We start from the raw sequence: 26,578 nt of genomic DNA, 5'->3' as shown, positions 1-26,578 counted from the left end.
TGTCGATACCACAGGTGGGGAAGCCTCGTGGCGCGACACGTGTCGAAGGACGCGGTAAACATGTCGCCGAACAAGAAGGAGGAGCTGCCCGCAGTCGGGCAGGTCCAGTTCCTGACGGTCGCCGAAGTGGCCACGCTGATGCGGGTCTCCAAGATGACCGTCTACCGTCTCGTGCACTCGGGTGAGCTGCCCGCCGTCAGGGTTGGGAAGTCCTTCCGGGTGCCGGAAAAAGCAGTGCACGAGTACCTGCAGGGTGCCTATTACGACGTGGGCTGATCCACGTCGCGGCCGGCGGCACGTCGCTTACGACGTGCCCGCTGACCGGCCCGCGAAGCACCACGGGTAACCTAAAAGACCGCTCGTGCCTGTGCGCTCCACCCGTTGGACGCTGCGCCGGGCAGCGTGACCGACGACGACCTAAGGAGCGCCCATGGGCTCTGTGATCAAGAAGCGCCGTAAGCGCATGTCGAAGAAGAAGCACCGCAAGCTGCTGCGCCGCACGCGAGTGCAGCGTCGGAAGGCCGGCAAGTAACTCTGCCTGTCAAAGCCGTGCGTAGCCGTGGCCCGTCCAGTCTCTGGGCGGGCCACGTCCATGTGGTGGGCCGGATCCCCCCGTTCGAGTGAGGCGTTCGTCGCTTTCCGGGGGAATAGCGGTTAATAGCACGTAAGACACCCCGGAGCTACCACTGAAGAGCGGTAACATCTCAAGGGCGTCCGCGCGATGCTTCCAGTGAGTGCAGGTTCGCGCACCTCGGGTGATCGTCCACCCCCCACACGCCCTACGCCGCAGGGAGTCGTATGCCGTCGAACATCGTGCTCGTCACCGGCGTCGCCGGGGAACTGGGCGGGAAACTGCTCGCCCGGCTGGGCAACAACCCCGACTTCGAGCGGGTCATCGGTGTCGACACGGTCCCGCCGGACAAGACGGTCCTCCAGCGCATGGGCCACGCGGAGTTCGTCCGCGCGGATATCAGGAACCCGTTGATAGCCAAGGTGATCAGCACCGCCAACGTCGACACGGTGGTGCACGCCTCCTGCACCGCGCACCCGGCCGGGCCGGGGCGCCGCACGGCGATCAAGGAAGTCAACGTCATCGGCACGATGCGGCTGCTGGCCGCGTGCCAGCGCTCCCCGCTCGTCCGCAAGCTGGTGGTCAAGTCGACGGCGGCGGTCTACGGCGCCGGCGCCCGCTCGCAGGCGGTGTTCACCGAGGACTCCGAGCTCATCCCGACGTCGACCAGCGGCTACGCGAAGGACGCCGTCGAGATGGAGGGGTACGTGCGCGGCCTGGTGCGGCGCCGGCCCGACATCACCACGACGTTGTTCCGCTTCGCCAACATCATCGGTCCCGAGACCGACACCGTCCTTTCCCGCTACTTCGCGCTGCCGGTCGTGCCGACGGTGTTCGGCTATGACGCGCGCATCCAGCTGCTGCACGCCGCGGACGCGCTGGCCGTGCTGGAGCGGGCCACGCTGATCGACCGGCCCGGCGTCTTTAACGTCGGCTCGGAAGGGGTACTCACCCTCTCGCAGGCGATCCGGCGGGCAGGCCGGGTCGAGCTGCCGATGCCGCGGAGCGTGGTGCCGTCGGTCGGCAAGGTCCTGCGCGGTGCCCGCGTGGTCGACTTCTCCGCCGACCAGGTCCGGCTGTTGAACTTCGGCCGGGTCGTCGACATCACCAAGCTGAAGCAGGAGTTCGGGTACACGCCGCGGTGGACGACGCGAGAGGCGTTCGACGACTACATCGTCGGACGCGGGCTCCGGCCGGTGCTCGACGGCGGCAAGCTGGCGGGCCTGGCCGGCAAGGTGCTCGTCGCCGCGGCGACCGGGCAGAGCCGGTAAGCGGGTTTTCCGGGGGTCCGGGTGGCGGAGCCCCCGGCCCGGAGCGAAGCTCCGGATGTCACAGACCGCACGACTTGGACGACTTCGAAAGCGAGGCGGAGACGGTGGGCGGTGCCGAAGCGCAGGTCATCCCCCTGCACGGGCCGGGCCGGGAGAAGCCGGAAGCGGTGGCGGCGCAGCAGGACCTGCGCGAACAGGAAGCAGCCCGGCAAGACGAAGCCCGGCGGGCGGCCCCGGTCGTCGCCTTCCCCGGTGCGGCCCAGGCCCCCGAGATCCTCTCGGACGCGGCCCGGTCCGCGCTCGGCTTCATCCGCGACCGGCTGACGGGCGACTACACCGTCGACGAGTTCGGCTTCGACGCCGAGCTGACCGACGCCGTGTTCCTCCCGCCGCTGCGTGCGCTGTACCGGAAGTGGTTCCGCGTCGACACGTACGGCGTCGAGAACCTCCCGGCGTCGGGCGGGGCGCTGCTGGTGTCCAACCACTCGGGCACCTTGCCGCTCGACTCGCTGATGACGGCGGTGGCGGTCCACGACGAGACGGGCGGCCGCCACCTGCGCGGCCTCGGCGCCGACCTGGTGTTCCAGGTGCCGCTGGTGGGTTCGTTCGCCCGCAAGTCCGGCCAGACGCTGGCCTGCAACGCGGACGCCGAACGCCTGCTGCGGGGCGGTGAGCTCGTCGGCGTGTGGCCGGAGGGCTTCAAGGGCATCGGAAAGCCGTTCTCGTCCCGCTACAAGCTCCAGCGCTTCGGCCGCGGCGGCTTCGTGTCGGCGGCGCTGCGCGCGGGCGTGCCGATCATCCCGGTGTCGGTCATCGGCGCCGAGGAGATCTACCCCAAGCTCGGCGACATCAAGCTGCTGGCGCGGATGTTCGGCCTCCCGTACTTCCCGGTGACGCCGTTCTTCCCGCTGCTCGGCCCGCTCGGCGCGATCCCGCTGCCGACGAAGTGGAGCATCGAGTTCGGCGAGCCGATCGCGACGGATTCCTACGGCCCGGAGGCCGTGGAGGACCCGATGCTGGTGTTCCAGCTGACGGACCAGGTGCGGGAGTCGATCCAGCAGACGCTCTACCAGCGGCTTTCGCAGCGGAAGTCCGTCTTCCGCGGCTGAGGTTCAGCGGCGGCGGTAGGCCATGCCGGCCGCCACCGCGCCGGCCAGCGCGCCCGCTCCCAGCACCGACGGCACCCCGATCTTCGCCGCCTTGCGCCCGGTCCGGAAGTCGCGGATCTCCCACCCGCGCGCCCGGGCCACGTCCCGCAGCCCGCCGTCCGGGTTGACCGCCACCGCCGTGCCCACCGCCGACAGCATCGGGATGTCGTTGGCCGAGTCGGAATAAGCCGTGCAGCGCTTCAGGTTCAGGCCCTCCCGGGACGCCAGTGCCCGGACCGCGTGGGCCTTCGCGCGGCCGTGCAGGAGGTCGCCCACCAGGCGGCCGGTGTAGACGCCGTCCTTCGTCTCGGCGACCGTGCCCAGCGCTCCCGTCAGGCCGAGGCGGCGGGAGATGATCGCCGCCAGCTCGATCGGGGTGGCCGTCACCAGCCAGACGCGCTGGCCCGCGTCCAGGTGCATCTGGGCCAGCGCGCGCGTGCCGGACCAGATCTTGTCCGCCATCAGCTCGTCGTAGATCTCTTCGCTGATCGACGTCAGCTCCGCCACCGTGCGGCCGGCCACAAAGGACAGTGCGCGTTCGCGGTGGGTCTTGATGTCCTCTTTGTTCTCCCGGCCGCCGAGGCGGAACTTGATCTGGCCCCAGACGAAACCGGCCAGGTCCGACGACGTGAAGAACTTGCGCGCCGCGAGCCCGCGGGCGAAGTAGAAGATCGACGCGCCCATCATCATCGTGTTGTCGACGTCGAAGAAGGCGGCGGCGGTGAGGTCCGGCGGTGCGGGCGGGGCGGGCGGCTCGGCGGCTTCGGAAACCACTCGGGCGTGGGCGGCCTCGGCCGACGCCTCGCCCGCGAGCGCGGCGAGCCGTTCCAGCTCCTGACTCTTATCCCTGCCACGCCAAGCTGACACGCACACCGCCTCCACGTCTGCCCACGTCCGGCCACGTCCCGGGTCCTTCGCACAGGGTAGCGAGCCGCCCACCGCACCGTCGCAGGTGTGGTCCGTGCCTCAGCCGATCACGATCGGCGGCAGACCCGGCAGCAACGGCGGGATCGAAACCAGCGGTGGCGGGGACGTCGTGGGGGTCGGCGCCGACGGCCGCGTCGTGGTCGGCACTTGGCCGTACACCGGCGGGGGCGTCACGCCACCGGTCGGCGTGGGGAGGCCCGGGGTCGCCGCGGAGTCGGACGGGGGCAGCGGCGTGCCCGTCGGTGCCGGGGCCGTGCTCTCCTCCGACGACGACGACGGCTCGGTCGGCTGCGACGACGGGACGCCCGCCTGCGGCACCACCGGCCGCTCCGTGCACGCGCCCGTCGCCGGCAGCAGGCCCAGCTCGTCGGACGTGCCGGTGGTGATCTCGTAGCAGCTCATCCGGGCCGCCAGCCCGCTCGTGCGCTCCTGGACCTTGCCGAGCAGGTCGCGAACGTCATCGAACACCGGGGCCGCGTCCGCCGGCAGCGGCTGGGCCGCCAGCCGTGCCGCCTGGTTGCGCGCCCACAGCCGGACGTCGGACAGCGCCTGGGCGCCGCTGCCGTCGCTGGTCGCCACCGTCGCCATCTGGGCGACGCCGGCCCGCAGGTCGGCGGCGAAGTCTTCGTACGCGGTCCGGTAGTCGGCTTCGCCCGCGCCTTCCGCGGCCAGCTCGCCGAGCTCGGTGATCCGGTTGGTGGCGAACTCGAGGTGCTTCTGCGCCTTCGCCTGGTCACCGAAGGTGAGGTTCAGCGCCGTCGTCTCCCCGGCGCGCTTCACGCCGTACAGCGGATCACCCGGCAACGCGTTCCGGGAGAGCACCATGGTCAGTCCGGAGAGGACGAGGACGAGGAACAGCGCGGCGGCCACCAGGTCGGCGGTCCGCGGCCGCCACCTCCGACGTGGGGTGGTGGCCGCCGCCGTTTCGAGGCGGCCCGCGATCTCCGCGCGGATCCGCTGCCGGGTCTCCAGGTCCGGGGCCCCGGCCGCGCCGAGGTCGCGCAGGGCACCGACGAGGGCCAGTTCGTCGGCGAACTCGCCGTCCCGGCGTACCGGGGACGGCTCCAGGGCACGCGCGAACCGCTCGATGTCGGCTCGCTCACGCGCAAACCTCACTGCGCTGCTCCATCTCGGGCCTTGGCCGGTCCTGACACCGGTCTGGCAGGAGTAACGATCCAGAAGCCGCCAGGGTTACCGGTTTCGGTCGATGAGCAGAAAAGTTCGCGGGTTCAGCGCAATCCGGTGGGCAGCAGTTGTGCCAAACGGCGTACCGCGCGGTGCTGCAGCGCCTTGATCGCGCCCTCGTTGCGGTTCATGATTTCGGCCGTCTCCGCCACGGACAGTCCCTGCAGGAACCGCAGGATGATGCACTCCCGCTGGTCGTCGCCCAGCTCCGCGACGCAGCGCAGCAGCTCGGCGCGGGTGGCGCGGCTGATCGCCTCCTGCTCGGGGCCCGCCTGCGCGGTCGCGCCGACGCTGAACGGCGCCGATCCGGGTTCGGTGACCTCGTCGGTGACGACCTCGAGCTTGAACCGGCTCGACTTCACGTGGTCGAGCACGAGGTTGCGGGCGATGGTGACGAACCAGGCGCCGACGTCCCGTCCCTGGTAGCTCACCGACGTGATCCGGCGCAGCGCGCGCAGGAACGTCTCGCTGGTGACGTCCTCGGCGAGGTCGCGGTCGCCGAGGCGGAACAGCACGTAGCGGTAGACGACGTCGACGTAGCGGTCGTAGAGCCGGCCGAACGCGGACGTGTCGCCGTCCTGCGCGGCGCGCACCAGCTCCCAGGCCTCGGCCTTCGCCGCCTCGGCGCGCTCGTCGTCGGACGCCTGCCTGCTCAGCGGCACGGCGGACGGTCGCCCGAACACGCGCTCGGCGAACATGAAGACGGGCCCGCGGCTGACGGCGGTCGGGACGGTCATCGGGCGGCACCTCCGGCGGCGGCTTCGGCCCAGCGGGCCACGGAACCCCCGGAACCCCGGCGAGCAGGGGCCTGCCGGCTCGCATGCCCCACGACCTCGTGGGCAGGCAAGTTCGTCACGGCGACTCCCTCTCTCCGGTCGCGTGGTGGTGATCAACACCACCGGCGCGACGCAGTGCAGCATACGTGTAGTTACCGCGAAGTAGGTAGTGGCTACGGGGTTGCGAAGGGGCGACGCTCGCGGTCAGCACCCATGACGTCGCTTCGGATGACAGACTTGCAACGGTTTGGCCGGGCGAGGAGAGGTGGACCGCGGGTGAGTGCTCCAGAGGGGACGCAGGCGGGGGTCGGCGGGGTGCTCACGCGGGCCGCGGCCACGTGGCCGGACCACCCGGCCGTGCGCGAGACCGGCACCGGGCGGGGCCTGACCTACCGCGAGACCGAGGCCGCCGCCCAGGCCCAGGCCAGGCGGCTCGCGGACGCCGGCGTCGAGCCCGGCGACCGGGTCGCCCTGCGGCTGCCGACGTCGGTGGACTTCGTGGTCGCCTTCTTCGGTGCGCTCCGGGCCGGGGCCATCGTCGTGCCGCTGTCGCCGCAGGCGCCCGGACCCGAACTCGAGAAGCTGCTCGACCACAGCGGTGCCAAGGTTGTCATCCAGCGCGACGCGGACGCGGCCCTGCCGGACGGAGTGAGCGGCCTCACGCCGGAAGCTGACCCGGATGGAGTAGTCGAATTCGTCGACGCGGGCCGGTCCGGTGAGGACATCGCGGTCATTTCGTACACGTCCGGCACCACCGGGCCGCCGCGCGGGGTGATGCTGTCGCACCGTGCGCTGCTGGCGAACCTCGGGCAGATCAGCGGCGTCGAAGGCGTCCTCGAGCACGACAACCGCGTGCTGATCACCATTCCGCTCTTCCACGTCTACGGCCTGGGGCCGGGCCTGCTGCAGGCCACCTCCGTCGGGGCGACCGCGATCCTCTCGGAGCGCTTCGAAGCGCAGCGCACGCTGGACGACTGCGCCGAATACCGCGTCACCTCGATCACCGGGGTCCCGACGATGTACGGCGAGTTCGCGGCGCTCGGCACCGACGAGCTCCGCCGCGGGCTGGCCACCGTCCGGCGGATGACGTCCGGCGCCGCGCCGCTGCACCCGAAGGTGCTGTCGGCGATCCGCGAGGCCACCGGCCTCGACGTCTTCGAGGGCTACGGCCTGACCGAATGCGCGCCGGTGGTGACGTCGACGCTGGTCACCGGCTACCCGAAGCCGGGCTCGGTCGGCCGCCCGCTGCCGGGGATCGAGCTGCGGCTGGTGGACAGCGACGGCACCGACCAGGCCGTGCCGCTCGACCCCGACGACGTCGACGACGTCTTCGAGGCCGAAGGCGAAACCGGGCTGGTGTCGATCCGCGGCGCGAACCTGTTCTCCGGGTACTGGCCCGATGGTGACCACGGTCCCGGCGAGGGGGGCTGGTTCCGCACCGGCGACGTCGGCTACCTCGACACCGACGGCGACCTGCACCTGGTCGACCGGGCCAACGACCTGGTCATCGTGAACGGCTTCAACGTCTTCCCGCGCGAAGTCGAAGAGGTCATCGGGCAGCTGCCGGAGGTGGCCGAAGCCGCCGTCGTCGGCGTGGTCGACGAGCGGAGCGGCGAAGCGGTGAAGGCGTTCGTCGTGCCCGCGCCCGGGGCGTCGCTGTCCGAGCAGCAGGTCGTCGACCACTGCGCGGCCCACCTGGCCGGGTACAAGGTGCCGCACGCGGTCGAGTTCGCCGAGTCGCTGCCGCACTCGGCCACCGGCAAGCTGCGCCGCGTGCGGCTGCGGTAGTTGCGGTAGTAAGGACGTCATGGCGCACGAAGTGACGGTCATGGGCCGGGACGGCTGCCACCTCTGCGAGGTCGCGGAGGCGGACGTCGCCCGGATCTGCGGCGAGCTGGGGGTCGCGTGGAAGGCGGAGGACGTCGACACGGACCCGGAGTGGCGGGCGGAGTACGGCGACCGGGTCCCGGTGATCCTGGTGGACGGGGCCGAGCACGGGTACTGGCGCGTCGAAGAGGACCGGCTGCGCCGGGCGCTGGCCTGAGCCGTAACACGTCCGTAAGCCACATCGGGCAGCCATCCGGAGCGAGTGCTCCGAAGATGGAGGCGTGAGCACACTGCAGGAAGCGCCGCCCGAAGCCCCCAGGCGGCTTTCGCTGCCCGTCGCCACCCTCATCGGGCTTCTCGCGCTGGCCGCGGCCCTCGGCGTCGGGCACCTCGTCGCGGGCTTCGTCGGCTACACCGCTTCGCCGTTCATCGCGGTCGCGAACTACGTCATCGACCACAGCCCGACCGGCATCGTGAAGTGGGCCGAGCGGACGCTGGGCACCTGGGACAAGCCGGTGCTCAAGATCGGGCTCGGCGTCGTGCTGGTCCTGTTCGCGCTCCTGGCCGGCCAGCTCTCGCGCCGGACCCCGCGCGCCGGGCAGGTGCTCGTCGTCCTGCTCGGCGCCGCCGGCGTCGCGGCCGTGTACGCGCGCAGCGACCTCGGGCAGGTCTCGCTGCTCGCGCCGGTGGCCGCCCTGGTCGCCGGGCTCGGGGTCTTCACCTTCCTGCACCGGATCGCCCTGCCCGCCGAACTCGTGCACGACCGGGGCTTCGACCGGCGGAAGTTCCTGCGCGCCGGCCTCGGCGTCGCCGCGGGTTCGGGGATCGCGGCGGTGGTCGGCCAGGTGGCCGGGACCAGCTCGAACGCCGAGGACTCCCGGGCCGCCGTCGGGCCGCTCGTGCCCGCGCGCACCGCGCCGCCGCTGCCGCCGGACGCCGACTTCGCGAAGCTCGGCTCGCCGCCGTTCATCACGCCGAACCCGGACTTCTACCGCATCGACACCGCGCTGGTCGTGCCCCAGATCCGCACGGAGGACTGGAGCCTGAAGATCCACGGCATGGTCGACCGCGAGGTGACCTTCTCCTACGCCGACATCCGCAACCGGCCGCTGGTCGAGCGGCGGGTGACGCTGACCTGCGTGTCCAACGAGGTCGGCGGGCCGCTGATCTCGAACGCGACCTGGCTCGGCGTCGACCTCGTGGACCTGCTCGACGAAGCCGGGGTGCAGGCGGGCGCCGAGCAGATGTTCGCCACCAGCGTCGACGGCTGGACGTGCGGCACCCCGGCGAACGTCGCGCTCGACCCGGCCCGCGGCGCGATGCTGGCGATCGGCATGAACGGCGAGCCGCTGCCGGTCGAGCACGGCTTCCCGGCCCGGATCGTCATCCCCGGCCTCTACGGCTACGTCTCGGCGACGAAGTGGGTCGAATCGCTCGAATTCACGAAGTGGGACGCGCGGCAGGCGTACTGGCTCAACCGGGGCTGGGCCGAGCAGGCGCCGATCAAGACCGAGTCCCGGATCGACACCCCGAGCGGGTTCGCGCGGGTGAGCGCGGGCAAGGTCCGCCTGGCCGGCACGGCGTGGGCGCAGCACACCGGCATCGCGAAGGTGGAGGTCCGGCTCGACCAGGGGCCGTGGCAGCCGGCGACGCTGTCGGCCGAGGTGAGCAAGGACACCTGGCGGATGTGGTGGATCGAGCTGGACGTGCCGAAGGGCGCGCACCAGGCGGCCGTCCGGGCGACCGATCAGGACGGTTACACGCAGACCGAAAACCGCGCCGACCCGGTCCCCGACGGCGCCACGGGCTGGCACTCGGTCAGCCTCGACGCGAGCTGACCGCCGGAAGTGCCTGGCGGGCAAGGATTCTGACGCGGTGTCATGATCTCGGCGGCGTCGGAACCGCCTCCGACCAGTGACTTTGTGCACGCGTTCACAAGTGGTCTACCGTAGGACCATCGCCCCCGGGCGGTCCGCATCAAACCGGACCCCGCGCCCTGGGTCAAGACACAGTTCGGAGCGGCCGTGGCGATGGTCGCCGGGTGCACAGCGGGCAGGAGACGACGGGCGTGGTGACACAGCGGGGGAGGCGCGACGACGCGGGCTCCCCGGGCCGACCGCCGCGACGGTCCCGTCGCCAGGACACCCCGGACGCCGACAACGCGCCGACCGCCGAAATGCCCGCGGTACCCGCCGACGCCGGCGGCCGCAACGGGGATGCCCCCGAGGCCGTCCGGGCGAAGCAGATCCCCGAGGCCGCCGTCGCCCGCCTCGCCGTCTACCTCCGCGTGTTGTCCGGAATGTCCGAGCAGGGCGCGACGACCGTTTCGAGCGAAGAGCTGTCACAGGCCGCCGGCGTCAATTCCGCCAAATTGCGCAAAGATCTGTCCTACCTCGGCTCGTACGGCACCCGCGGCGTCGGCTACGAAGTCAGCGTCCTGGTCAGCCAGATCGAGCGCATCCTGGGGCTGACCCGCCAGCACAAGGTGGCCGTGGTCGGGATCGGCAACCTGGGCCACGCGCTGGCCAACTACGGCGGCTTCCCGGGGCGCGGTTTCCCGGTCGAAGCGCTGTTCGACCTGGACCCGGACCTGATCGGCGTGCCGGTCGGCGGCCTCCCGGTGTCCCACATGGACGACATCCCGCGGATCTGCGCCGAGCGCGGCATCTCCATCGGCGTGATCGCCACCCCGCCCACCGCCGCGCAGTCGGTGTGTGACCGCCTGGTCGCGGGCGGTGTCCAGTGCATCCTCAACTTCGCCCCGGTCGTGCTGCAGGTTCCTGCTCACATCGAGGTCCGCAAAGTGGATTTGGCCGTCGAGCTGCAGATACTCTCGTTCCATGTGGCCCGCCGTGCGGACAGTGAGGCTCCAGCCGCCGGTAATCAGGGCAATTCCGGATTACCCGCCAGTGGTACGCCGTCCGACAATGGCAACGGCGGCGGGCGGAACGGCACGGGTCCGGACAGCGGACGGGGAATGGTGGTGCGCTCATGAGCGTGTTGGCGGTCGGGCTTTCGCATCGCAGTGCGGAGCTGAGCACGCTGGAGCGCGTCGCGGTCCCCGCGCCCGAGGTGGGCAAGGTGCTGCACGAGCTGCAGCAGGCCGAGCACATCAGTGAGGTCATGCTCGTCTCGACCTGCAACCGCATCGAGGTCTACGCGGTCGTCGAGACCTTCCACGGCGGCCTCAACGACGTCTCCGAGGTGCTTTCGCGCCAGGCCGGGATGGAACCGGCCGAGCTCTACGACAGCCTGTACGTGCACTACGCGGGCGCGGCCGTCGAGCACCTCTTCTCCGTCACCTCCGGCCTGGACTCGATGGTCGTGGGCGAGACGCAGATCCTCGGCCAGGTCCGCTCCGCGTACGCCACCGCGCGCGAGGTCGGCACGGTCGGCCGGACGCTGCACGAGCTGATCCAGACCACGCTGCGCGTCGGCAAGCGCGTGCACAGCGAGACCGGCCTCGACGCCCTCGGCGCGTCGGTCGTGTCCGAAGCACTCGCCGCGGCCGGCGACGTCAGCGGCAAGCACGCCGTCATCGTCGGCGCTGGATCGATGGGCGCGCTGAGCGCGTCGCAGCTGCGCAAGGCCGGGATCGGCGAGATCACCGTGGCCAACCGCACCGACGCCCGCGCCCGACGGCTCGCCGCGAACGTCACCGAGCAGGGCGTGGCGGCCCGCGCGGTCCCGCTGTCCGGCGTCGCCGAGGCGGTCCGCGAAGCCGACGTCGTGATCTGCTGCACCGGCGCCCAGGACGCCGTCTTCGGCCCGGACCACGTGCTGCCCCGCGGCGGCCGCGCCCTGGTCGTCTGCGACCTGGGCCTGCCCCGCGACGTCGACCCGGCGGTCGGTGAGCTCGCCGACGTCCGCGTCGTCGACCTGGCCACCATCCAGCGCCGGATGCGGGAAGCCGGGACGCCGACCACCGAGCGCCAGACCGCCAAGGCGACCGGGATCGTCCTCGACGAGGTCCGCGACTACCTCGCCGGGCAGCGCAGCGCCGAGGTCACCCCGACCGTGACGGCGCTGCGGCGGCGCGCGGCCGAGGTCGTCGACGCCGAACTGCTGCGGCTCGACCACCGGCTGCCCGACCTCGAACCGGGTGTCCGGGAAGAGGTCGGCCGCACGGTGCGCCGGGTGGTCGACAAGCTGCTCCACGCGCCGACGGTGCGGGTCAAGCAGCTGGCCGCCGAGACGGCCGAGACCGACTACGCGAACGCGTTGCGAGAACTGTTCTGCCTCGACCCGCAGGCACCCGCCGCGGTGGCGAGCCCGACGCCCCCACCAGAGAAGAAGTAGTAAGTGACCAGAGTCATTCGCATGGGCACGCGCGGTTCGAAGCTCGCGCTCACCCAGACCGGGATCGTCGCCGACGCCCTGCGCGCCACCGGTGCCGAGGTCGAGATCGTCAAGGTGACCACCCCCGGCGACAAGTCGATGGCGCCCATCTCGACGATCGGCGTCGGCGTGTTCACCTCCGCGCTGCGGGAAGCGTTGCTGCGCAACGAGGTCGACGTCATCGTCCACTCGTACAAGGACCTGCCGACCGCGCCCGAGCCGGGCATCACGCTCGCTGCCGTGCCGCCGCGCGAGGACCCGCGGGACGCGCTGGTCGCGCGCGACGGGCTGACGCTGGGCGAGCTGCCGCCGGGTTCGAAGGTGGGCACCGGCGCCGCGCGGCGCACCGCGCAGCTGCACGCGCTGGGTCTCGGTTTGGAAATCGTGCCGATTCGCGGCAATATCGACACCCGCATGCGCAAGGTGACCGACGGCGAGCTGGATGCCGTGGTGCTGGCGCGTGCCGGACTGGCCAGGGTCGGACTGGCCGAGGTGATCACCGAGACCCTCGACCCGATCCAGATGCTGCCCGCGCCCGCCCAGGGCGCGCTGGCGGTGGAGTGCCGGACCGCCGACGTGGACCTCGAGCACCTGCTCGCATCCACGTTGGACGACGAGGGCACGCGGGCCGCGGTGACGGCCGAGCGTGCGCTGCTGGCCGCGCTCGAGGCGGGGTGCAGCGCGCCGGTGGGCGCGCTCGCCGAGATCGTCGAAGATCTCGACGCCGAGGGCAAGGTCGTGGAACGGATCTCGCTGCGCGGCACCGCCGCGATCGAGGGCGAGGACGGCGCGGTGGACATGGTCCGGGCCATCGCGCTGGCCGACAAGCACCAGGCCGCCCAGCTGGGCAAGGACCTGGCCGCCGAGCTGCTGGACCTCGGAGCCGGAGCCCTCTCCGGTCCCGCTCAGTAGCGCTCTCGCGAGCGCTCGAAAAGACGTGTAGGAGACCTGCGTCCGTGCGACCCCGCACGGCCGCCGCTAGAGGAGAAACGCACAGATGACCCCCGCGCGAAAGACCACCGGGCGCGTAGCGTTCGTGGGCTCCGGGCCCGGCGACGCCGGCCTGCTCACGGTCCGTGCCCAGGAACTGCTCGCCAAGGCCGAGGTCGTGGTGACCGACCCCGACGTGCCCCAGGCCGTGCTGGCCATGGCCGCCGAAGGCGCCGAGGTCCGGCCGGCCGTCGGCGAGGCGGCCGAGGTCGCCAAGGACCTCACCGGCGAGGCCAAGGCCGGCCGGCTGGTGCTGCGGCTGGTCGCGGGCGACCCGCTGACCACCCCGGCCGTGGTGGCCGAGGTCCAGGCGGTCGCGCGCACGAGCGCCGTCTTCGACGTCATCCCGGGGGTTTCCCCGGGCGCGGCCGTCCCGGCGTACGCGGGCGTCGCGCTGGGCGGCACGCACACCGAGGTCGACGTCCGCGGCGACGTCGACTGGGCGGCACTGGCCGCCGCGCCCGGCCCGCTGGTGCTGCACGCGACGTCGGCCCACCTGGCCGAGGCCGCTTCGGCGCTCACGGGCAACGGCGTCCCGGCGTCGACCCCGGTCGCGGTGACCGCGAACGGCACCATCAACACCCAGCGCACCCTCGACACCACGCTCGAGAAGGTCGCCAACGACGCGGGCGAGCTCGTCGGGCCGCTGATCGTCACGATCGGCCAGGCCGCCGGGCACCGCTCGAAGCTGTCGTGGTGGGAGTCGCGCGCGCTGTACGGCTGGAAGGTCCTGGTGCCGCGCACCAAGGAGCAGGCCGGCGAAATGGCCGAGCGCCTCCGCGGCCACGGCGCGACGTCGCACGAGGTCCCGACCATCTCGGTCGAGCCGCCCCGCAGCCCGGCCCAGATGGAGCGCTCGGTCAAGGGCCTGGTCGACGGCCGCTACCAGTGGATCGTCTTCACCTCCACCAACGCGGTGCGTGCGGTGTGGGAGAAGTTCGAGGAGTTCGGCCTGGACGCCCGCGCGTTCTCCGGCGTGAAGATCGCCTGCGTCGGCGCGGCCACCGCGGAGAAGGTGCGCTCGTTCGGCATCATCCCGGAGCTGGTCCCGTCGGGTGAGCAGTCCTCGGAGGGTCTCCTGGCCGAGTTCCCGCCGTACGACGACGTCCTCGACCCGGTCGACCGCGTCCTGCTGCCCCGGGCCGACATCGCCACCGAAACGCTGTCGGCCGGCCTGCGCGAGCGCGGCTGGGAGATTGACGACGTGACGGCGTACCGCACGGTCCGTGCCGCGCCGCCGCCCGCCGAGACCCGCGAGATGATCAAGACCGGCGGCTTCGACGCGGTCTGCTTCACCTCGTCCTCGACCGTGCGGAACCTGGTCGGCATCGCCGGCAAGCCGCACACCCGCACGCTGGTCGCGTGCATCGGCCCGAAGACCGCCGAGACCGCGGTGGAGTTCGGGCTGCGGGTGGACGTCCAGCCGGAGAAGGCGGACGTGCCGCACCTGGTGGACGCGCTGGCCGAGCACGCGGCCCGGCTTCGGGCCGAGGGTGCGCTGCCGCCGCCGCGGAAGGCCAAGCGGGCCCGCCGCTCCTGAGGTCGTCGTTGGTGAAGGCCGCCCCGGTTCGCCGGGGCGGCCTTCGCTCGTTTTCGGGGGCCGTCGTCCTCGGCACTTCGCGTTGTCGCCGCCTGTGGGGGTGCCGGACGTGCGGCGCGTCGCCGGCGTAATCCGTCCGGACCCGTCCGCCACCTCCGGGACCAGGGCCGCTCGGCGTGATCGCTCACCTCCGGACCGAATCGCCCTGGCGGATCGGCCTCAAGCCACTCACCGACCGGTACGTGCCACTGGGCACCCTTGCGGAACCGGGACGAAAGCGGCCGGAGTAACTTGGAGGGGTGTTCCCCGAGCATCGTCCCCGCAGGCTTCGCACCACCCCGGCCATGCGCAGGCTGGTGGGCGAAACGACGCTGCGGCCACGCCAGCTGATCCTCCCGATGTTCGTCGCCGAGGGGCTTGATGCGCCGCGGCCGATTTCGAGCATGCCGGGTGTTGTCCAGCACACCCGTGACACGCTGCGGAAGGCCGCCGTCGACGCGGTCAACGCCGGGGTCGGCGGGCTCATGCTGTTCGGCATCCCGGCCACGCGCGACGCCGAGGGCTCGGGCGGGGTCGACGAGAACGGCATCCTCAACGTCGCCCTCCGCGACCTGCGGCACGAGCTCGGCGACGCCACCGTGCTGATGGCCGACACCTGCCTCGACGAGTTCACCGACCACGGCCACTGCGGCGTCCTCGACGCCGACGGCGCGGTCGACAACGACGCCACCCTGCGCATCTACGCCGAGATGGCCGTCGCGCAGGCCGAAGCCGGGGCGCACGTGCTCGGGCCGTCCGGGATGATGGACGGCCAGATCGGCGTCATCCGCCGCGCGCTCGACGAGGCCGGGCACCGCGACAAGGCGATCCTCGCCTACGCCGCGAAGTACGCCAGCGCGTTCTACGGCCCCTTCCGCGAGGCCGTCGACTCGCAGCTCAAGGGCGACCGCAAGACCTACCAGCAGGACCCGGGCAACGCCCGCGAGGCGCTGCGCGAGATCGAGCTGGACCTCGCCGAGGGCGCGGACATGATCATGGTCAAGCCCGCACTGTCCTATTTGGACGTCGTCAAGGCGGCCGCGGACATCTCGCCGGTGCCGGTGGCGGCGTACAACATCTCGGGCGAGTACGCGATGGTCGAGGCGGCCGCGGCGAACGGCTGGCTGGACCGCGAGCGGACCGTCCTCGAGGTGCTCACCTCGATCCGCCGGGCCGGCGCCGACATGATCCTCACCTACTGGGCCGCCGAAGCCGCTGCCTGGCTGGACTGACCGGCTAGAGTCCACGCGTGGCCGAGAACGACAAAGAAGACCGCACGGGTCTGACCGATGACGAACGCCGCAAGCTGGGCGGCGCGCCGGATCCGGTCATGCCGGGCGAGCAGGCGCCGAAGGCCACCCCGCCCACGGCGGTGAAGTGGTCGTTCTGGCTGTGGCTCGCCGGTGGCGTGCTGCTGATCCTCAGCTACGTCCAGCTGCTCAGCAGCAAGTCGGCGATCATCGCGCAGGTCATCGAGACGACCAAGGACCCGAAGTACTCCCCGCAGACGATCGCGGACGGGATCACGTCGCGGCTGTGGTACATGCTGTTCGGCTCGATCATCTTCGTGCTGCTCTTCATGCTCTTCGCGTACAAAGCCCGCGAAGGCACCCGCTCGGCCCGGACGGTGCTCACCATCCTGCCGATCGTGATGGTGCTGCTGATCTTCGTGATCGCGCCGATCATCAACTTCCTGACGATCATCGCGCTGCTGGTGTTCATCGTCGCGATCTTCCTGCTGTACACGGCGCCGGCCTACTTCCCGAAGGTGGGCAAGAAGCCGTGAGCGAGCGGCTCTACGCCGAGTCCGGCGTGAGCTGGACCGCGCTCGTGTGGGGCCCGGTGTTCGCGCTGGTGGGCGCCCTGGCCGAGCTGGCGACCGGCGGCCCGGTGCACGTCGTGGGCTGGCTGCTGGTCGGGGTCGGGCTGTGCGTGATCACGGTGCCGTGGGTGTACGCGCGGCGCCGGTTCCTGTCGCTCGAAGTGACGACGACGCAGCTGCGCCAGGGCCGCGAGAAGGTCCCGGCCGACCAGCTGGCTTCGGTGACGGACGTCGGCACCCCGGTCGGCGCCCGGGTGCTGGGGGGCGGCTGGTCGGTGCCCCGCAAGTACGACTCACTCCCGGTGAGGCTCACGGACGGCACGGTGGTGCTCGCCTGGGCGAAGGACGTCGAGGCCCTGCAGGACGCGCTCGACCGGCTCGTCCGGGCGACGCCGCGGGAAGCATGAGAAAATCGCCGTTGTGATCGACCTTCCGCAGCCCACCGGGGCCGAGCTCTGGCCGCCGGATGACACTGGCCCGCGTGCTCGGCTGCACAAGCCGTGGCGGGCGGTGGTCGCCGTGGTGGAGGTTGTGCTCGCCGTCGCCGCCGGGTGGGCGGCCTACGCCTGCTGGCACGGCGGGGTCGCCACCGTCGTCACCCGGACCGAGGACGGCGCCGTCCTCGAGTCGCACCGGTACTTCGGGGGCTCGCTCGCGGCCGCCATCGGGCTGGGCACCTTGGCCGCGCTTCTGCTGGTCGACGCGGTGCGTCAGCTCGCGCTCGCGGTCCGTGCGCGCAGGCCCAAACCCACCGCCTGATACACAGCTCCCGCACAGGCAACCAACAGTCAATTGCTAAGCGGCGCCGCGATGGTTGCCGCATGACGCGCGTGCGTGCCTCGAAGGCATGGGTGATCAACGGTGCTCTGGTCGTACTGCTGGCCGGGGCGGGATTCGGGATATACCAGGCGTTCAGCCCCGAACCGAGCTCGGCGCAGGCGCAGACGCGCAGCACCCCGGTGCGCCGCGCGACGGTCACCGAGACCATCTCCGCCGCCGGGACCCTCGCCAGCAGCTACACCGGCGCGGCGAACTTCGCGACGGCCGGCAAGGTCACCTCGATCGACGTGAAGGTCGGCGACGTCGTGAGCGCCGGCCAGAAGCTCGCGACCGTCGACAGCACCCAGGCCGCGAAGCAGCTTCAGGTCGCGAAGGCGAACCTGGCGGTCGCGCAGGACAGCCTCGACACCGCGGAGACGGCGGAGGACACCCCCGCCACCGGGCAGAACAGCCAGAACAGCACCCAGTCGGCGGCGAACAGCGTCACCTCGGCGCAGGCGAAGCTGGACCAGGCCGAGCTGGACGTCCAGACCGCGCAGGAGGCGCTCGACAACACGACGCTCTACGCGCCCGGTGCCGGCACGGTCACCGCGATCAACGGCTCGGTCGGGCAGCAGTCCTCCAGCGGCTCGGCCTCGAGCAGCAGCAGCAGCTCGCAGTCGGCCGGCGGCAGCGGCCAGGGCGGGCAGGGTTCCTCGAACAGCGCCGCGGCCACCAGCAGCAGCTCCGGCAGCGGGTTCATCACCATCACGAACCTCACCGGCCTGGTCGTGGACACCTCGGTCGCCGAGATCGACGTCAGCAAGGTCAAGACCGGCCAGAAGGCCACGGTGACGCTCAACGCGCTGCCGGACAAGCCGATCCAGGCGACCGTTTCGAGCGTCAACCTGACCCCGACCACGAGCGGCAGCGTCGTGTCCTACGGTGCGCAGCTGGCCCTGACCGACCCGCCGGACGGGCTGCGGCCCGGCCAGTCGGCGAGCGTCGTCATCACCGTCGCCTCGGCCGAGAACGCGCTGAGCGTGCCGGCCGCGGCGGTGCAGACCGTCGGCAGCACCAACGTCGTCACCGTGCAGGAGAACGGCCAGAACGTCACCCGCCAGGTCCAGGTCGGCATCCGCGGCGAGTCGACGGTCCAGATCACCTCCGGGCTGACCGAGGGCGAGAACGTCGTGCTCACCGCGACGGCCGCCACCGGCACCACGGGCACCGGCCGGACCGGCACCGGCGGGTTCCCGGGCGGCGGGACCGGCGGCTTCCCCGGCGGCGGCACCGGGACCCGCACGGGCGGCGGCTTCGGCGGACGCGGATGAACCCGGTCATCGCGGTCTCCGGGCTGCGCAAGACGTACGGCGCGGGCGAGACGGCCGTGCACGCGCTGCGCGGCGTCGACCTCACCGTGTGGCCCGGCGAGTACGTCGCCATCATGGGCGCGTCGGGCTCGGGCAAGTCGACGCTGCTGAACATGCTGGGCTGCCTCGACGTCCCGACGTCCGGCCAGTACCTGCTCGACGGCTTCGGCGTCGGCAAGCTCAACGAACGGCAGCTGGCCTTGCTGCGCAACCGGAAGATCGGCTTCATCTTCCAGTCGTTCAACCTCGTGCCGCGGACGTCCGCGTTGTCCAATGTGGAACTGCCGCTCGTCTACAGTGGACTCCGCCGGTCGGAACGGCGGCGGCGCGCCCTCGCCGCGCTCGACATGGTCGGGCTGTCCGACCGCGCCAAGCACCTGCCGAGCGAGCTGTCCGGCGGGCAGATCCAGCGCGTCGCGGTGGCGCGGGCGCTGGTCACCGGCCCGGCGATGCTGCTGGCCGACGAGCCGACCGGCAACCTCGACCGCCGCAGCACCGAGGACGTCCTCGGCGTGTTCGACCGGCTCAACCGGCTCGGCCGCACCATCGTCGTCATCACGCACGAGGACGAGGTCGCCGAGCACGCGCGCCGCGTCGTCCGGGTCGACGACGGCCTCATCGTGTCGGACGAGATCACCCGCGCGGTCGGAGCGCTCACGTGAACCTCCTCGAAATCCTGCGCTTCGCCGTGCGCGGGCTCACCGCGAACAAGCTGCGCTCGGCCCTCACCACGCTCGGCATCACCATCGGCGTGGCCGCGGTGATCCTGCTCGTCGCGGTCGGCAACGGCGCCTCGGCGGCCATCGCGGCCAGCATCCAGGGCCTCGGCACCAACGTCGTCAACGTCTCCCCGGCGCGCGGCGGCGGGCAGGGCGCGTCGGCGCGGCCGCTGACCGTCCAGGACGCGCACGCGCTCGTCGACCCCGTCGGCGCTCCCGACGTGAAGGCCGCGTCGCCCGTGGTCAACACCACGGCGACCGCGACCTACGGGCAGACGTCCTACGACATCTCCAGCGTCGCGGGCACCGAACCCGCGTACTTCACGACCACGAACCGCGAGATCGCCGACGGCCGGCTGTTCAGCGGCGAAGACGTCACGGCCGCGCGGAAGGTCGTCGTGCTCGGCCCGACGACCGCGCAGTCGATCTTCGGCACCGCCGAGCCGGTCGGCAAGAACGTGCTGCTCAACAGCATCCAGTTCACCGTGGTCGGCGTGCTGCAGGCCAAGGGCAGCACCGGGCTGCAGAACGCCGACGACGTCGCCATCGCGCCCATCTCGGCGGTCCAGAACTCCCTGGCCGGCTACGGCAGCCTCAGCCAGATCGCCGTCCATGCGACCAGCGCCGACTCCGTCTCGCTGGCCCAGTCCGAGATCACCGCGATCCTCAACGCCCGCCACGGCATCCGGCTCGGCGGCACCGCCGACTACCAGATCCAGAACTCCGAGCAGCTGCTCGCGACCCGGACGTCGGCGACCGAGACGTTCACCGTGCTGCTGGCCGCGGTCGCGGCGATCTCGCTGCTGGTCGGCGGCATCGGCGTCACGAACATCATGCTCGTCACCGTGACCGAGCGGATCCGCGAGATCGGCATCCGCAAGGCCATCGGCGCCCCGCGCTCGGCCATCCTCGGCCAGTTCCTCGCCGAAGCGACCATGCTCAGCCTGTTCGGCGGGCTGCTCGGCGTCGCGATCGGGCTGGTCGGCAGCCGGTTCACCATCTCCGGGATCAAGCCCGTCGTGGTGCCGTCGTCGATCCTGCTCGCCTTCGCGGTATCCGCCCTGATCGGGCTGTTCTTCGGCAGCTTCCCGGCGAACCGGGCCGCCAAGCTGCGGCCGATCGACGCCCTGCGTCACGAATAAGGAGTCCCGATGTCTTCGTCCACCACGACCCCGCCGAACGCGGAGGAGATCATCGCCAGCCCGGCGGTCGACGGCGACCTGAACGCCGAGATGCGCCACGCCGCGAAGCCGTTCTCCCGCACGACGCTGGTGCTCGCCGGGCTCGTCGTCCTCGCGATCGCGTTCGGCGGCGGCGCCTGGACGCACGCGGCGTTCGGCTCGTCGACCCCGTCGACGCCCGGCCGGCAGGCCGGCGGCACCCAGGGCGGCACCGGCCAGGCGGCGGGCACCGGCCAAGGCGGCGGCTTCCGGGGCGCCGGCGGCCGCGGCACCACGGGCACGGTCGACCACGTCGACGGCACCACGGTGTACGTCAAGACCGCGCAGGGCACCGACGTCAAGGTGTCCACATCGGACTCGACCACGGTCGGGGTGACCCAGCAGGGCAAGCTGTCCGACCTCAAGCCGGGCTCGACCGTCGTGGTCCAGGGGCAGGCGGACGAGGACGGGACGGTGACCGCGCAGGCCATCACCCAGGAGGCGGCGCGCTAGTTGAGCGCGATGACCGCGCCGTTGAGCGCCGTCGCGAAGAGGATCCACGCGAGGTAGGGCACCAGCAGCACGGCGGCGAGCTTCGAACGGCGGGCGAACAGGACGATCGTCACGATGACGACGACGTCCAGCAGCACGATGTCGGCGAAGGCGGCCCTGGCCGCGCCGCCTTCGAAGAACAGGGGCGTCCAGAGCAGGTTGAACAGCAGGCCGATGCCGTACGCGGCGAACCCGCGGGTCTCGCCGTCGGTGCGCCAGTACAGCCAGCCGGACACCGCGATGGTGACGTAGAGCACCGTCCACACCGGACCGAACACGGAGGCGGGCGGCGCCCACGGCGGCTGCTCGAGCCGCGCGTAGACGTCCTTCGCCGACGTCGCGGCCAGGGCGCCGACCACGGCCACCACGGCGACGAGGCCGAGGAAGCCGGCCAGCACCAGCCACGGGTTGCGGTGCGAGACACGTTCGGTCACCGGCTGTTCCCCTCCCGGGCGGCTGCCCGCCATCTTAAGCGGGTTTGGGAGACTGAAGTCGTGAGCACTGGAACCGAGCAGTCCAAGGCGTGGTTCGAACGCGCGAAGGCAGCCATCCCGGGCGGGGTGAACTCGCCGGTCCGGGCGTTCAACTCGGTCGGCGGCACCCCGCGGTTCATGGTCCGCGGCGAGGGCCCCCACCTGTGGGACGCCGACGGCAACCGGTACGTCGACCTGGTCTCCTCCTGGGGACCGATGATCCTGGGGCACGCGCACCCGGCGGTGGTCGAGGCGGCGCGCGCGGCGGCGACGTCCGGGCTGTCGTTCGGCACGCCGACCCTCGGCGAGGTCGAGCTGGCCGAGGAGATCATCGGCCGCGTCGAACCGGTCGAACGGGTCCGCCTGGTCAACTCGGGCACCGAGGCCACGATGAGCGCGATCCGGCTGGCCAGGGGGTTCACCGGCCGGTCGAAGATCGTGAAGTTCGCCGGGTGTTACCACGGTCACGTCGACGCGCTGCTCGCCCAGGCCGGCTCCGGCGTCGCGACGCTCGGGCTGCCGACGTCACCGGGCGTCACCGGCGCCCAGGCCGCGGACACGCTGGTGCTGCCCTACAACGACCTCGACGCCGTCCGGAAGTCCTTTGTGGACAACCCGGGCGAGATCGCCGCGGTGATCACCGAGGCCGCGGCCGGCAACATGGGCGCCGTCGCGCCCGACGAGGGCTTCAACGCCGCCCTGCGGGACCTCGCCCACGAGCACGGCGCACTGCTGGTCATGGACGAGGTGATGACCGGGTTCCGCGTCTCGCGTGCGGGCTGGTTCGGCCTCGAAGGCGTGGCCGGCGACCTGTACACCTTCGGCAAGGTGATGTCCGGCGGGCTGCCGGCGGCGGCGTTCGGCGGCCGCGCCGACGTCATGGCCAAGCTCGCCCCGGGCGGGCCGGTCTACCAGGCCGGGACGCTGTCCGGGAACCCCGTCGCCGTCGCCACGGGCCTCGCGACGCTGCGCGCGGCCGACGACGCCGTGTACGCGGCTCTCGACGCCAACGCGAAGCGCCTCGGAGACCTCTTCGGCGCCGCGCTGAGCGAAGCGGGGGTTGCGCACAACGTGCAGTACGCGGGCAACTTGGTGAGCGTCTTCTTCGGCGAGGCGCCCGTACGCGACTACGCCGGCGCGCAGGCGTCCGAGACGTGGCGGTTCCCGCCGTTCTTCCACGCGTTGCTCGACGGAGGCGTGTACGCGCCTCCGAGCGCGTACGAGGCTTGGTTCGTCAACGCGGCCATGGACGACGAAGCGTTCTCGGTGATCGAAGCGGCTCTGCCCGCGGCGGCGCGCGCGGCGGCTGGAGCCGTCCAGTGACCACCGTCGTCCACATGCTGCGTCACGGCGAAGTCCACAACCCCGAGAAGATCCTGTACGGCCGTCTCGAGGGCTACCGGCTCTCCGAGCGGGGCCAGCGTCAGGCGCTCACGGTCGCGGAGGCCGTCGCGGGCCACGACCTGGTGCACGTCGTCGCGTCGCCGCTGCAGCGGGCGCAGGAGACGGCGGCGCCGATCGCGGCCGCGCACCGGCTCGACGTCGCGACCGACAAGGACCTCATCGAGGCCGGCAACCAGTTCGAAGGTCTGCACGTCGCGGTCGGCGACGGCGCCCTGCGCGAGCCGAAGCACTGGCCGAAGCTGGTCAACCCGTTCAAGCCGTCGTGGGGCGAGCCGTACGTCGAGATCGCGCACCGGATGCTCGGCGCGGTCCACCGGGCGCGGGAGGCGGCCGAGGGGCACGAGGCGCTGTGCGTGTCGCACCAGCTGCCGATCTGGACGCTCCGGCGGTTCCTCGAGGGCAAGCGCCTCTGGCACGACCCGCGGCGCCGCCAGTGCTCGCTGGCGTCGCTGACCAGCCTCGTCTTCGACGGCGACGAGCTGCGCGAGATCGTCTACAGCGAGCCGGCGGGCACCACCGACCCGAAGGTGACCGGGGCATGAAGCGGCTGGCGCTGGGGCTCGTGGCCGTGCTGGCGCTCGCCGGGTGCAGCGCGGGCAAGGACGCGGTGGTGCAGGGGAGCAGCTTCAGCTTCGTCTCCCCGGGCGGCAAGGTCGACATCACCTACGACGTCGCCCAGCGCCAGACGGCGCCGGTGCTGGCCGGCGACGACCTGATGAACGAGGGCAAGCAGCTGTCGCTGGCGGACTTCCCCGGCAAGGTCGTGGTCCTCAACCTGTGGGGCCAGTGGTGCGGGCCGTGCCGCACGGAGGTGCCGGAGCTGGAGTCGCTCGCGAAGCAGGCCCCGGGCGTCCAGGTGGTGGGCATCGACGTCCGCGACCCGGCGCGCGACGTCGCGCAGGACTTCGTGCGGGACCGGAAGCTGACGTACCCGTCGATCTACGACCCGGACGGCCGGGTGCTGCTCAAGCTGAGCGGCTACCCGCGCAACATCATCCCGTCGACGCTCGTCCTGGACGAACAGCACCGCGTGGCGGCGGTCTTCCTGCGTCAGGTGCTGGCCCAGGACCTGCTCCCGGTCACCCAGCGCCTGGTGGCGGAACAAGGCTGAAGCCGAGCACCCCCGCCCTTCCCCGGGGCCGACCTGCCGAACGGGTCGGTGCTCTGGGCCGAAGGCTGGGAGAAGACGGACAGCGGCCACGCCTGCGCGGCCGTCCGTGCGTCGAACCGCACTTCTGATCGGGCGGGCGGGACCAAGGTCCTGATCTGCTGTGACCGAGGTCCTGTGAACCGGCCCCGGCGTTCTCACCAGGACCTCACTGCCTACCCTCAACGGGGTGAACTCCGTGACCGAGCTGGCGATCTCCGGGCCGCTGCTGCTCGCCGCGGGCGTCGCGCTGCTGGCCGGAGCGATCTCCTTCGCCTCGCCGTGCGTGGTGCCGCTGGTGCCGGGGTACCTCGCGTACCTCGCCGCGCTCGTGGGCGCGGACGCCCCGGCCGTCAGCGCCGATGAGGAGCGCAAGCAGGGCCGCTGGGCCGTCGTCGGGGCCGCGCTGCTGTTCGTGCTCGGGTTCACCGTCGTGTTCGTCGCCACGCTGGGCACGCTCGTCTGGCTGACCGCGACCCTCACGCTCAACCAGGACATCCTGCAACGCATCGGCGGGGTCCTCACCATCGCCATGGCGTTCGTCTTCCTCGGCTGGATCCCCGGCCTGCAGCGCGAGGTCCGCTCGCACCACGTCCCGCGCGGCGGCGTCTGGGGCGCCCCGCTGCTCGGCGCGATCTTCGGCCTCGGCTGGACGCCGTGCATCGGCCCGACGCTGTCGGCCGTCACCACGCTGGCCAGCGCGACCGGCGGGGCCGAAGCCCGCGGCTACCTGCTGATCGCCGTCTACTGCCTCGGCCTCGGGCTGCCGTTCCTGCTCATCGCGCTCGGCGCCCGCTGGGCCGTGCGCGCCACCGACTGGGTGCGACGGCACGGCCGCCAGGTGCAGATCTTCGGCGGCGTGCTGCTGATGATCGTCGGCATCCTGCTGGTCACCGGCGTGTGGGGAGACCTGATGGGCTGGCTGCGCAACGAACTCGCCCTCGACCTGAGGCTGCCGCTGTGACGACGACCGAAGCGCCCCCGGTGACCCCGCAAGGCCCGACGCCCGCGAAGCGCACGTTCGCCTTCATCCGCAACACCTGGCGCGGCCTGACGTCGATGCGCACCGCGCTCGTCCTGCTGTTCCTGCTCGCCCTGGCCGCGCTGCCGGGCGCGCTCCTGCCGCAGCGGAAGCTCAACGCCCCCAAGGTCGACGAATACATCGCCGCGCACGGCTGGTGGGGCACCCTGCTCGACAAGCTCGAGTTCTACGACGTCTACTCCAGCATCTGGTTTTCGGCGATCTACCTGCTGCTGATGATCTCGCTCGTGGGCTGCCTGACCCCGCGCAGCTTCGAGTACGTCAAGGCGATGCGCGCCAAGCCGGTGCTGACCCCGCGCAACCTCGCGCGGATGCCGCACTACCGGCTCGGCCGCGGCCGGTCCGACGTCGCCGCCGAGATCGCGGCCGTCCACAAGCACCTGTCCGGCTGGCGGCGGGTCGAACGCGAGGAAGCCGGCGGCGTCCGCACGATCTCCGCCGAACGCGGGTTCCTGCGCGAGACCGGCAACCTGATCTTCCACTTCAGCATGCTCGGCCTGATCGTGTTCTTCGCCCTCGGCAAGCTCTACGGCTACGAGGGCCAGGTCATCGTCCAGGCCGACGGCGACAGCTTCTGCAACGCCGGCATCTACAACTACGACTCCTTCAACGCGGGCCTGCGCGTCGACGGCACCGACCTCGAGCCGTTCTGCGTGAAGGTCAACGACTTCACCGCGCGCTACACCGAGTCGGGCCAGCCCGACTACTACCACTCGAACATCGAGTACCAGTCCGGCCAGGACCTCGAGACGGGCACCTGGCGCCCGTACGGCCTCGAGGTCAACTCGCCGCTGCGCACCGCGGGCGACCGCGTCTACCTGCTGGGCCACGGCTACTCGCCGAAGTTCACGGTCACCTTCCCGGACGGCTCGCAGCGCACGCTGAACACCCAGTGGCGCACGGTCGACCCGACCACGATGCTCGCCGAGGGCGCGACGAAGTTCGACCAGCCCGGCATCACCGACGAGGTGCAGCGGCGGACCCGCCAGCTGGCCATCACCGGGTTGTTCGCACCGACGTCGTTCCTGCACGGCAACGTCCTGACGTCGTCGGCGCCCGAGGCGAAGGACCCCGCCGTCGCCGTCGACATCCTGCGCGGCGACCTCGGCCTCGACGCCGGGCGCGGCCAGTCGGTGTTCGAGGTCGACCAGTCGCTGATCGACGACGGCAGGCTGAAGAAGGTCGCCCGCGAGAACCTGAAGGTCGGTCAGGAGATCAAGCTCGACGACGGCACGAAGGTCCGCTTCGACGGCGTCGGCGACTGGGTCTCCCTCCAGGTCTCCCACGACCCGACGCAGGGGTTCGTGCTCGGGTTCGCCATCGCGATGTTCCTCGGCCTTGGCGCGTCCCTGCTGGTCAAGCGCCGCCGGCTGTGGGTGCGGGTCAAGCCGGGGACCGAGGACGACCCGGGTACCGTGATCGAGGTCGCCGGGCTGGCCCGCACCGACCAGGCCGGGTACGGCGAAGAGTTCCACCGGGTCAGTGAACGCCTGATCAGTGGTCAGAAGGGCTGAG

General features: G+C 71.7%; 28 protein-coding genes. 24 read left to right on the top strand and 4 right to left on the bottom strand.

Annotated elements, in window-relative coordinates; all coding sequences use genetic code 11:
• Positions 1 to 60: 60 nt before the first annotated feature.
• The 4 genes from ACH54P_RS26960 (at position 61) to ACH54P_RS26945 (ending at position 2,951) form a co-directional block, all read left to right on the top strand.
• Positions 61 to 276: a helix-turn-helix domain-containing protein gene (locus ACH54P_RS26960; protein WP_285456379.1), complete on the top strand. Its 216-nt coding sequence runs from the start codon at positions 61 to 63 to the stop codon at positions 274 to 276.
• Between the two features lie 154 nt (positions 277 to 430).
• Complete coding sequence (locus ACH54P_RS26955) at positions 431 to 532, top strand: 30S ribosomal protein bS22 (RefSeq protein WP_007030867.1); 102 nt, start codon at positions 431 to 433, stop codon at positions 530 to 532.
• Positions 533 to 798: 266 nt separating this feature from the next.
• On the top strand, positions 799 to 1,842 hold the full coding sequence (locus tag ACH54P_RS26950; RefSeq protein ID WP_489906135.1) for an NAD-dependent epimerase/dehydratase family protein: 1,044 nt from the start codon (positions 799 to 801) through the stop codon (positions 1,840 to 1,842).
• Between the two features lie 74 nt (positions 1,843 to 1,916).
• Entirely contained in the window at positions 1,917 to 2,951 is a 1,035-nt protein-coding gene (locus ACH54P_RS26945; RefSeq protein WP_489906134.1) for a lysophospholipid acyltransferase family protein, read from the top strand.
• A 3-nt stretch (positions 2,952 to 2,954) separates the two neighbouring features.
• On the opposite strand, the gene ACH54P_RS26940 is transcribed toward ACH54P_RS26945, so the two are convergent.
• The 3 genes from ACH54P_RS26940 to ACH54P_RS26930 all read right to left on the bottom strand — a co-directional run bounded on the left by ACH54P_RS26940 (position 2,955) and on the right by ACH54P_RS26930 (position 5,839).
• Complete coding sequence (locus ACH54P_RS26940) at positions 2,955 to 3,857, bottom strand: HAD family hydrolase (protein WP_489906133.1); 903 nt, start codon at positions 3,855 to 3,857, stop codon at positions 2,955 to 2,957.
• 99 nt (positions 3,858 to 3,956) lie between these two features.
• On the bottom strand, positions 3,957 to 5,033 hold the full coding sequence (locus ACH54P_RS26935) for a DUF5667 domain-containing protein (RefSeq protein ID WP_489906132.1): 1,077 nt from the start codon (positions 5,031 to 5,033) through the stop codon (positions 3,957 to 3,959).
• Positions 5,034 to 5,146: 113 nt separating this feature from the next.
• Positions 5,147 to 5,839, bottom strand: a complete 693-nt coding sequence (locus ACH54P_RS26930) for a sigma-70 family RNA polymerase sigma factor (RefSeq protein WP_489906131.1) — start codon at positions 5,837 to 5,839, stop codon at positions 5,147 to 5,149.
• 315 nt (positions 5,840 to 6,154) lie between these two features.
• Between ACH54P_RS26930 and ACH54P_RS26925 the strand changes: the two genes are divergently transcribed.
• The 15 genes from ACH54P_RS26925 (at position 6,155) to ACH54P_RS26855 (ending at position 20,958) form a co-directional block, all read left to right on the top strand.
• Positions 6,155 to 7,666, top strand: a complete 1,512-nt coding sequence (locus ACH54P_RS26925; RefSeq protein WP_489906130.1) for an AMP-binding protein — start codon at positions 6,155 to 6,157, stop codon at positions 7,664 to 7,666.
• Positions 7,667 to 7,685: 19 nt separating this feature from the next.
• The gene (locus ACH54P_RS26920; protein WP_360263394.1) at positions 7,686 to 7,922 is read left to right on the top strand and encodes a glutaredoxin family protein; all 237 of its coding nucleotides are present in this window, start codon (positions 7,686 to 7,688) and stop codon (positions 7,920 to 7,922) included.
• A gap of 64 nt (positions 7,923 to 7,986) precedes the next feature.
• Entirely contained in the window at positions 7,987 to 9,543 is a 1,557-nt protein-coding gene (locus ACH54P_RS26915) for a molybdopterin-dependent oxidoreductase (protein WP_489906129.1), read from the top strand.
• A 230-nt stretch (positions 9,544 to 9,773) separates the two neighbouring features.
• Positions 9,774 to 10,700, top strand: coding sequence for a redox-sensing transcriptional repressor Rex (locus ACH54P_RS26910; RefSeq protein WP_489916651.1), 927 nt, complete (start codon positions 9,774 to 9,776; stop codon positions 10,698 to 10,700).
• A complete protein-coding gene (locus ACH54P_RS26905) occupies positions 10,697 to 12,004 on the top strand; it encodes a glutamyl-tRNA reductase (RefSeq protein WP_489906128.1) in 1,308 nt (435 codons plus the stop codon). The genes ACH54P_RS26910 and ACH54P_RS26905 overlap by 4 nt, the downstream gene beginning before the upstream one ends.
• A gap of 3 nt (positions 12,005 to 12,007) precedes the next feature.
• The gene (hemC, locus tag ACH54P_RS26900; RefSeq protein ID WP_489906127.1) at positions 12,008 to 12,955 is read left to right on the top strand and encodes a hydroxymethylbilane synthase; all 948 of its coding nucleotides are present in this window, start codon (positions 12,008 to 12,010) and stop codon (positions 12,953 to 12,955) included.
• Between the two features lie 85 nt (positions 12,956 to 13,040).
• The gene (locus tag ACH54P_RS26895) at positions 13,041 to 14,573 is read left to right on the top strand and encodes a bifunctional uroporphyrinogen-III C-methyltransferase/uroporphyrinogen-III synthase (protein ID WP_489906126.1); all 1,533 of its coding nucleotides are present in this window, start codon (positions 13,041 to 13,043) and stop codon (positions 14,571 to 14,573) included.
• 299 nt (positions 14,574 to 14,872) lie between these two features.
• A complete protein-coding gene (hemB, locus tag ACH54P_RS26890; RefSeq protein WP_489906125.1) occupies positions 14,873 to 15,844 on the top strand; it encodes a porphobilinogen synthase in 972 nt (323 codons plus the stop codon).
• Positions 15,845 to 15,861: 17 nt separating this feature from the next.
• On the top strand, positions 15,862 to 16,398 hold the full coding sequence (locus ACH54P_RS26885) for a hypothetical protein (RefSeq protein ID WP_489906124.1): 537 nt from the start codon (positions 15,862 to 15,864) through the stop codon (positions 16,396 to 16,398).
• Positions 16,395 to 16,841, top strand: coding sequence for a hypothetical protein (locus ACH54P_RS26880; protein WP_489906123.1), 447 nt, complete (start codon positions 16,395 to 16,397; stop codon positions 16,839 to 16,841). The genes ACH54P_RS26885 and ACH54P_RS26880 overlap by 4 nt, the downstream gene beginning before the upstream one ends.
• Before the next feature lie 13 nt (positions 16,842 to 16,854).
• Positions 16,855 to 17,193, top strand: a complete 339-nt coding sequence (locus tag ACH54P_RS26875; RefSeq protein ID WP_489906122.1) for a hypothetical protein — start codon at positions 16,855 to 16,857, stop codon at positions 17,191 to 17,193.
• 62 nt (positions 17,194 to 17,255) lie between these two features.
• Positions 17,256 to 18,527, top strand: coding sequence for an efflux RND transporter periplasmic adaptor subunit (locus ACH54P_RS26870; protein ID WP_489906121.1), 1,272 nt, complete (start codon positions 17,256 to 17,258; stop codon positions 18,525 to 18,527).
• Complete coding sequence (locus ACH54P_RS26865) at positions 18,524 to 19,228, top strand: ABC transporter ATP-binding protein (RefSeq protein ID WP_489906120.1); 705 nt, start codon at positions 18,524 to 18,526, stop codon at positions 19,226 to 19,228. The genes ACH54P_RS26870 and ACH54P_RS26865 overlap by 4 nt, the downstream gene beginning before the upstream one ends.
• The gene (locus ACH54P_RS26860) at positions 19,225 to 20,427 is read left to right on the top strand and encodes an ABC transporter permease (protein WP_489906119.1); all 1,203 of its coding nucleotides are present in this window, start codon (positions 19,225 to 19,227) and stop codon (positions 20,425 to 20,427) included. Before ACH54P_RS26865 ends, ACH54P_RS26860 begins: the two co-directional genes overlap by 4 nt.
• A 9-nt stretch (positions 20,428 to 20,436) precedes the next feature.
• Positions 20,437 to 20,958, top strand: a complete 522-nt coding sequence (locus ACH54P_RS26855) for a hypothetical protein (RefSeq protein ID WP_489906118.1) — start codon at positions 20,437 to 20,439, stop codon at positions 20,956 to 20,958.
• On the opposite strand, the gene ACH54P_RS26850 is transcribed toward ACH54P_RS26855, so the two are convergent.
• Positions 20,955 to 21,431, bottom strand: a complete 477-nt coding sequence (locus ACH54P_RS26850) for a TspO/MBR family protein (RefSeq protein ID WP_489906117.1) — start codon at positions 21,429 to 21,431, stop codon at positions 20,955 to 20,957. The genes ACH54P_RS26855 and ACH54P_RS26850 overlap by 4 nt on opposite strands.
• Before the next feature lie 60 nt (positions 21,432 to 21,491).
• Between ACH54P_RS26850 and hemL the strand changes: the two genes are divergently transcribed.
• The 5 genes from hemL to resB all read left to right on the top strand — a co-directional run bounded on the left by hemL (position 21,492) and on the right by resB (position 26,577).
• Positions 21,492 to 22,793 (top strand): glutamate-1-semialdehyde 2,1-aminomutase, encoded by a 1,302-nt coding sequence (gene hemL, locus ACH54P_RS26845; RefSeq protein WP_489906116.1) that lies wholly within the window; start codon positions 21,492 to 21,494, stop codon positions 22,791 to 22,793.
• On the top strand, positions 22,790 to 23,416 hold the full coding sequence (locus ACH54P_RS26840; RefSeq protein WP_489906115.1) for a histidine phosphatase family protein: 627 nt from the start codon (positions 22,790 to 22,792) through the stop codon (positions 23,414 to 23,416). Before hemL ends, ACH54P_RS26840 begins: the two co-directional genes overlap by 4 nt.
• Positions 23,413 to 23,985 (top strand): TlpA family protein disulfide reductase, encoded by a 573-nt coding sequence (locus ACH54P_RS26835; protein ID WP_489906114.1) that lies wholly within the window; start codon positions 23,413 to 23,415, stop codon positions 23,983 to 23,985. Before ACH54P_RS26840 ends, ACH54P_RS26835 begins: the two co-directional genes overlap by 4 nt.
• A gap of 226 nt (positions 23,986 to 24,211) precedes the next feature.
• On the top strand, positions 24,212 to 24,985 hold the full coding sequence (locus tag ACH54P_RS26830; protein ID WP_489906113.1) for a cytochrome c biogenesis CcdA family protein: 774 nt from the start codon (positions 24,212 to 24,214) through the stop codon (positions 24,983 to 24,985).
• Positions 24,982 to 26,577 carry a cytochrome c biogenesis protein ResB gene (gene resB / locus ACH54P_RS26825; protein ID WP_489906112.1) on the top strand — a complete coding sequence of 532 codons (1,596 nt, stop codon included), beginning with the start codon at positions 24,982 to 24,984 and terminating at the stop codon, positions 26,575 to 26,577. The genes ACH54P_RS26830 and resB overlap by 4 nt, the downstream gene beginning before the upstream one ends.
• The last annotated feature ends 1 nt before the right edge of the window (position 26,578 follow it).

The sequence above is a fragment of the Amycolatopsis sp. N2S4-7 genome (genome assembly GCF_058119595.1).
This window is presented reverse-complemented; position numbering and strand designations above follow the sequence as displayed.

Excerpts from the sequence above, each read along its gene's own strand:
- ACH54P_RS26950 (WP_489906135.1), top strand. The coding sequence starts at position 799 with ATGCCGTCGAACATCGTGCTCGTCACCGGCGTCGCCGGGGAACTGGGC.
- ACH54P_RS26960 (WP_285456379.1), top strand. The coding sequence starts at position 61 with ATGTCGCCGAACAAGAAGGAGGAGCTGCCCGCAGTCGGGCAGGTCCAG.
- ACH54P_RS26895 (WP_489906126.1), top strand. The coding sequence starts at position 13,041 with ATGACCCCCGCGCGAAAGACCACCGGGCGCGTAGCGTTCGTGGGCTCC.
- ACH54P_RS26955 (WP_007030867.1), top strand. The coding sequence starts at position 431 with ATGGGCTCTGTGATCAAGAAGCGCCGTAAGCGCATGTCGAAGAAGAAG.
- ACH54P_RS26835 (WP_489906114.1), top strand. The coding sequence starts at position 23,413 with ATGAAGCGGCTGGCGCTGGGGCTCGTGGCCGTGCTGGCGCTCGCCGGG.
- ACH54P_RS26920 (WP_360263394.1), top strand. The coding sequence starts at position 7,686 with ATGGCGCACGAAGTGACGGTCATGGGCCGGGACGGCTGCCACCTCTGC.
- ACH54P_RS26905 (WP_489906128.1), top strand. The coding sequence starts at position 10,697 with ATGAGCGTGTTGGCGGTCGGGCTTTCGCATCGCAGTGCGGAGCTGAGC.
- ACH54P_RS26870 (WP_489906121.1), top strand. The coding sequence starts at position 17,256 with ATGACGCGCGTGCGTGCCTCGAAGGCATGGGTGATCAACGGTGCTCTG.
- ACH54P_RS26865 (WP_489906120.1), top strand. The coding sequence starts at position 18,524 with ATGAACCCGGTCATCGCGGTCTCCGGGCTGCGCAAGACGTACGGCGCG.
- ACH54P_RS26855 (WP_489906118.1), top strand. The coding sequence starts at position 20,437 with ATGTCTTCGTCCACCACGACCCCGCCGAACGCGGAGGAGATCATCGCC.
- ACH54P_RS26930 (WP_489906131.1), bottom strand. The coding sequence starts at position 5,839 with ATGACCGTCCCGACCGCCGTCAGCCGCGGGCCCGTCTTCATGTTCGCC.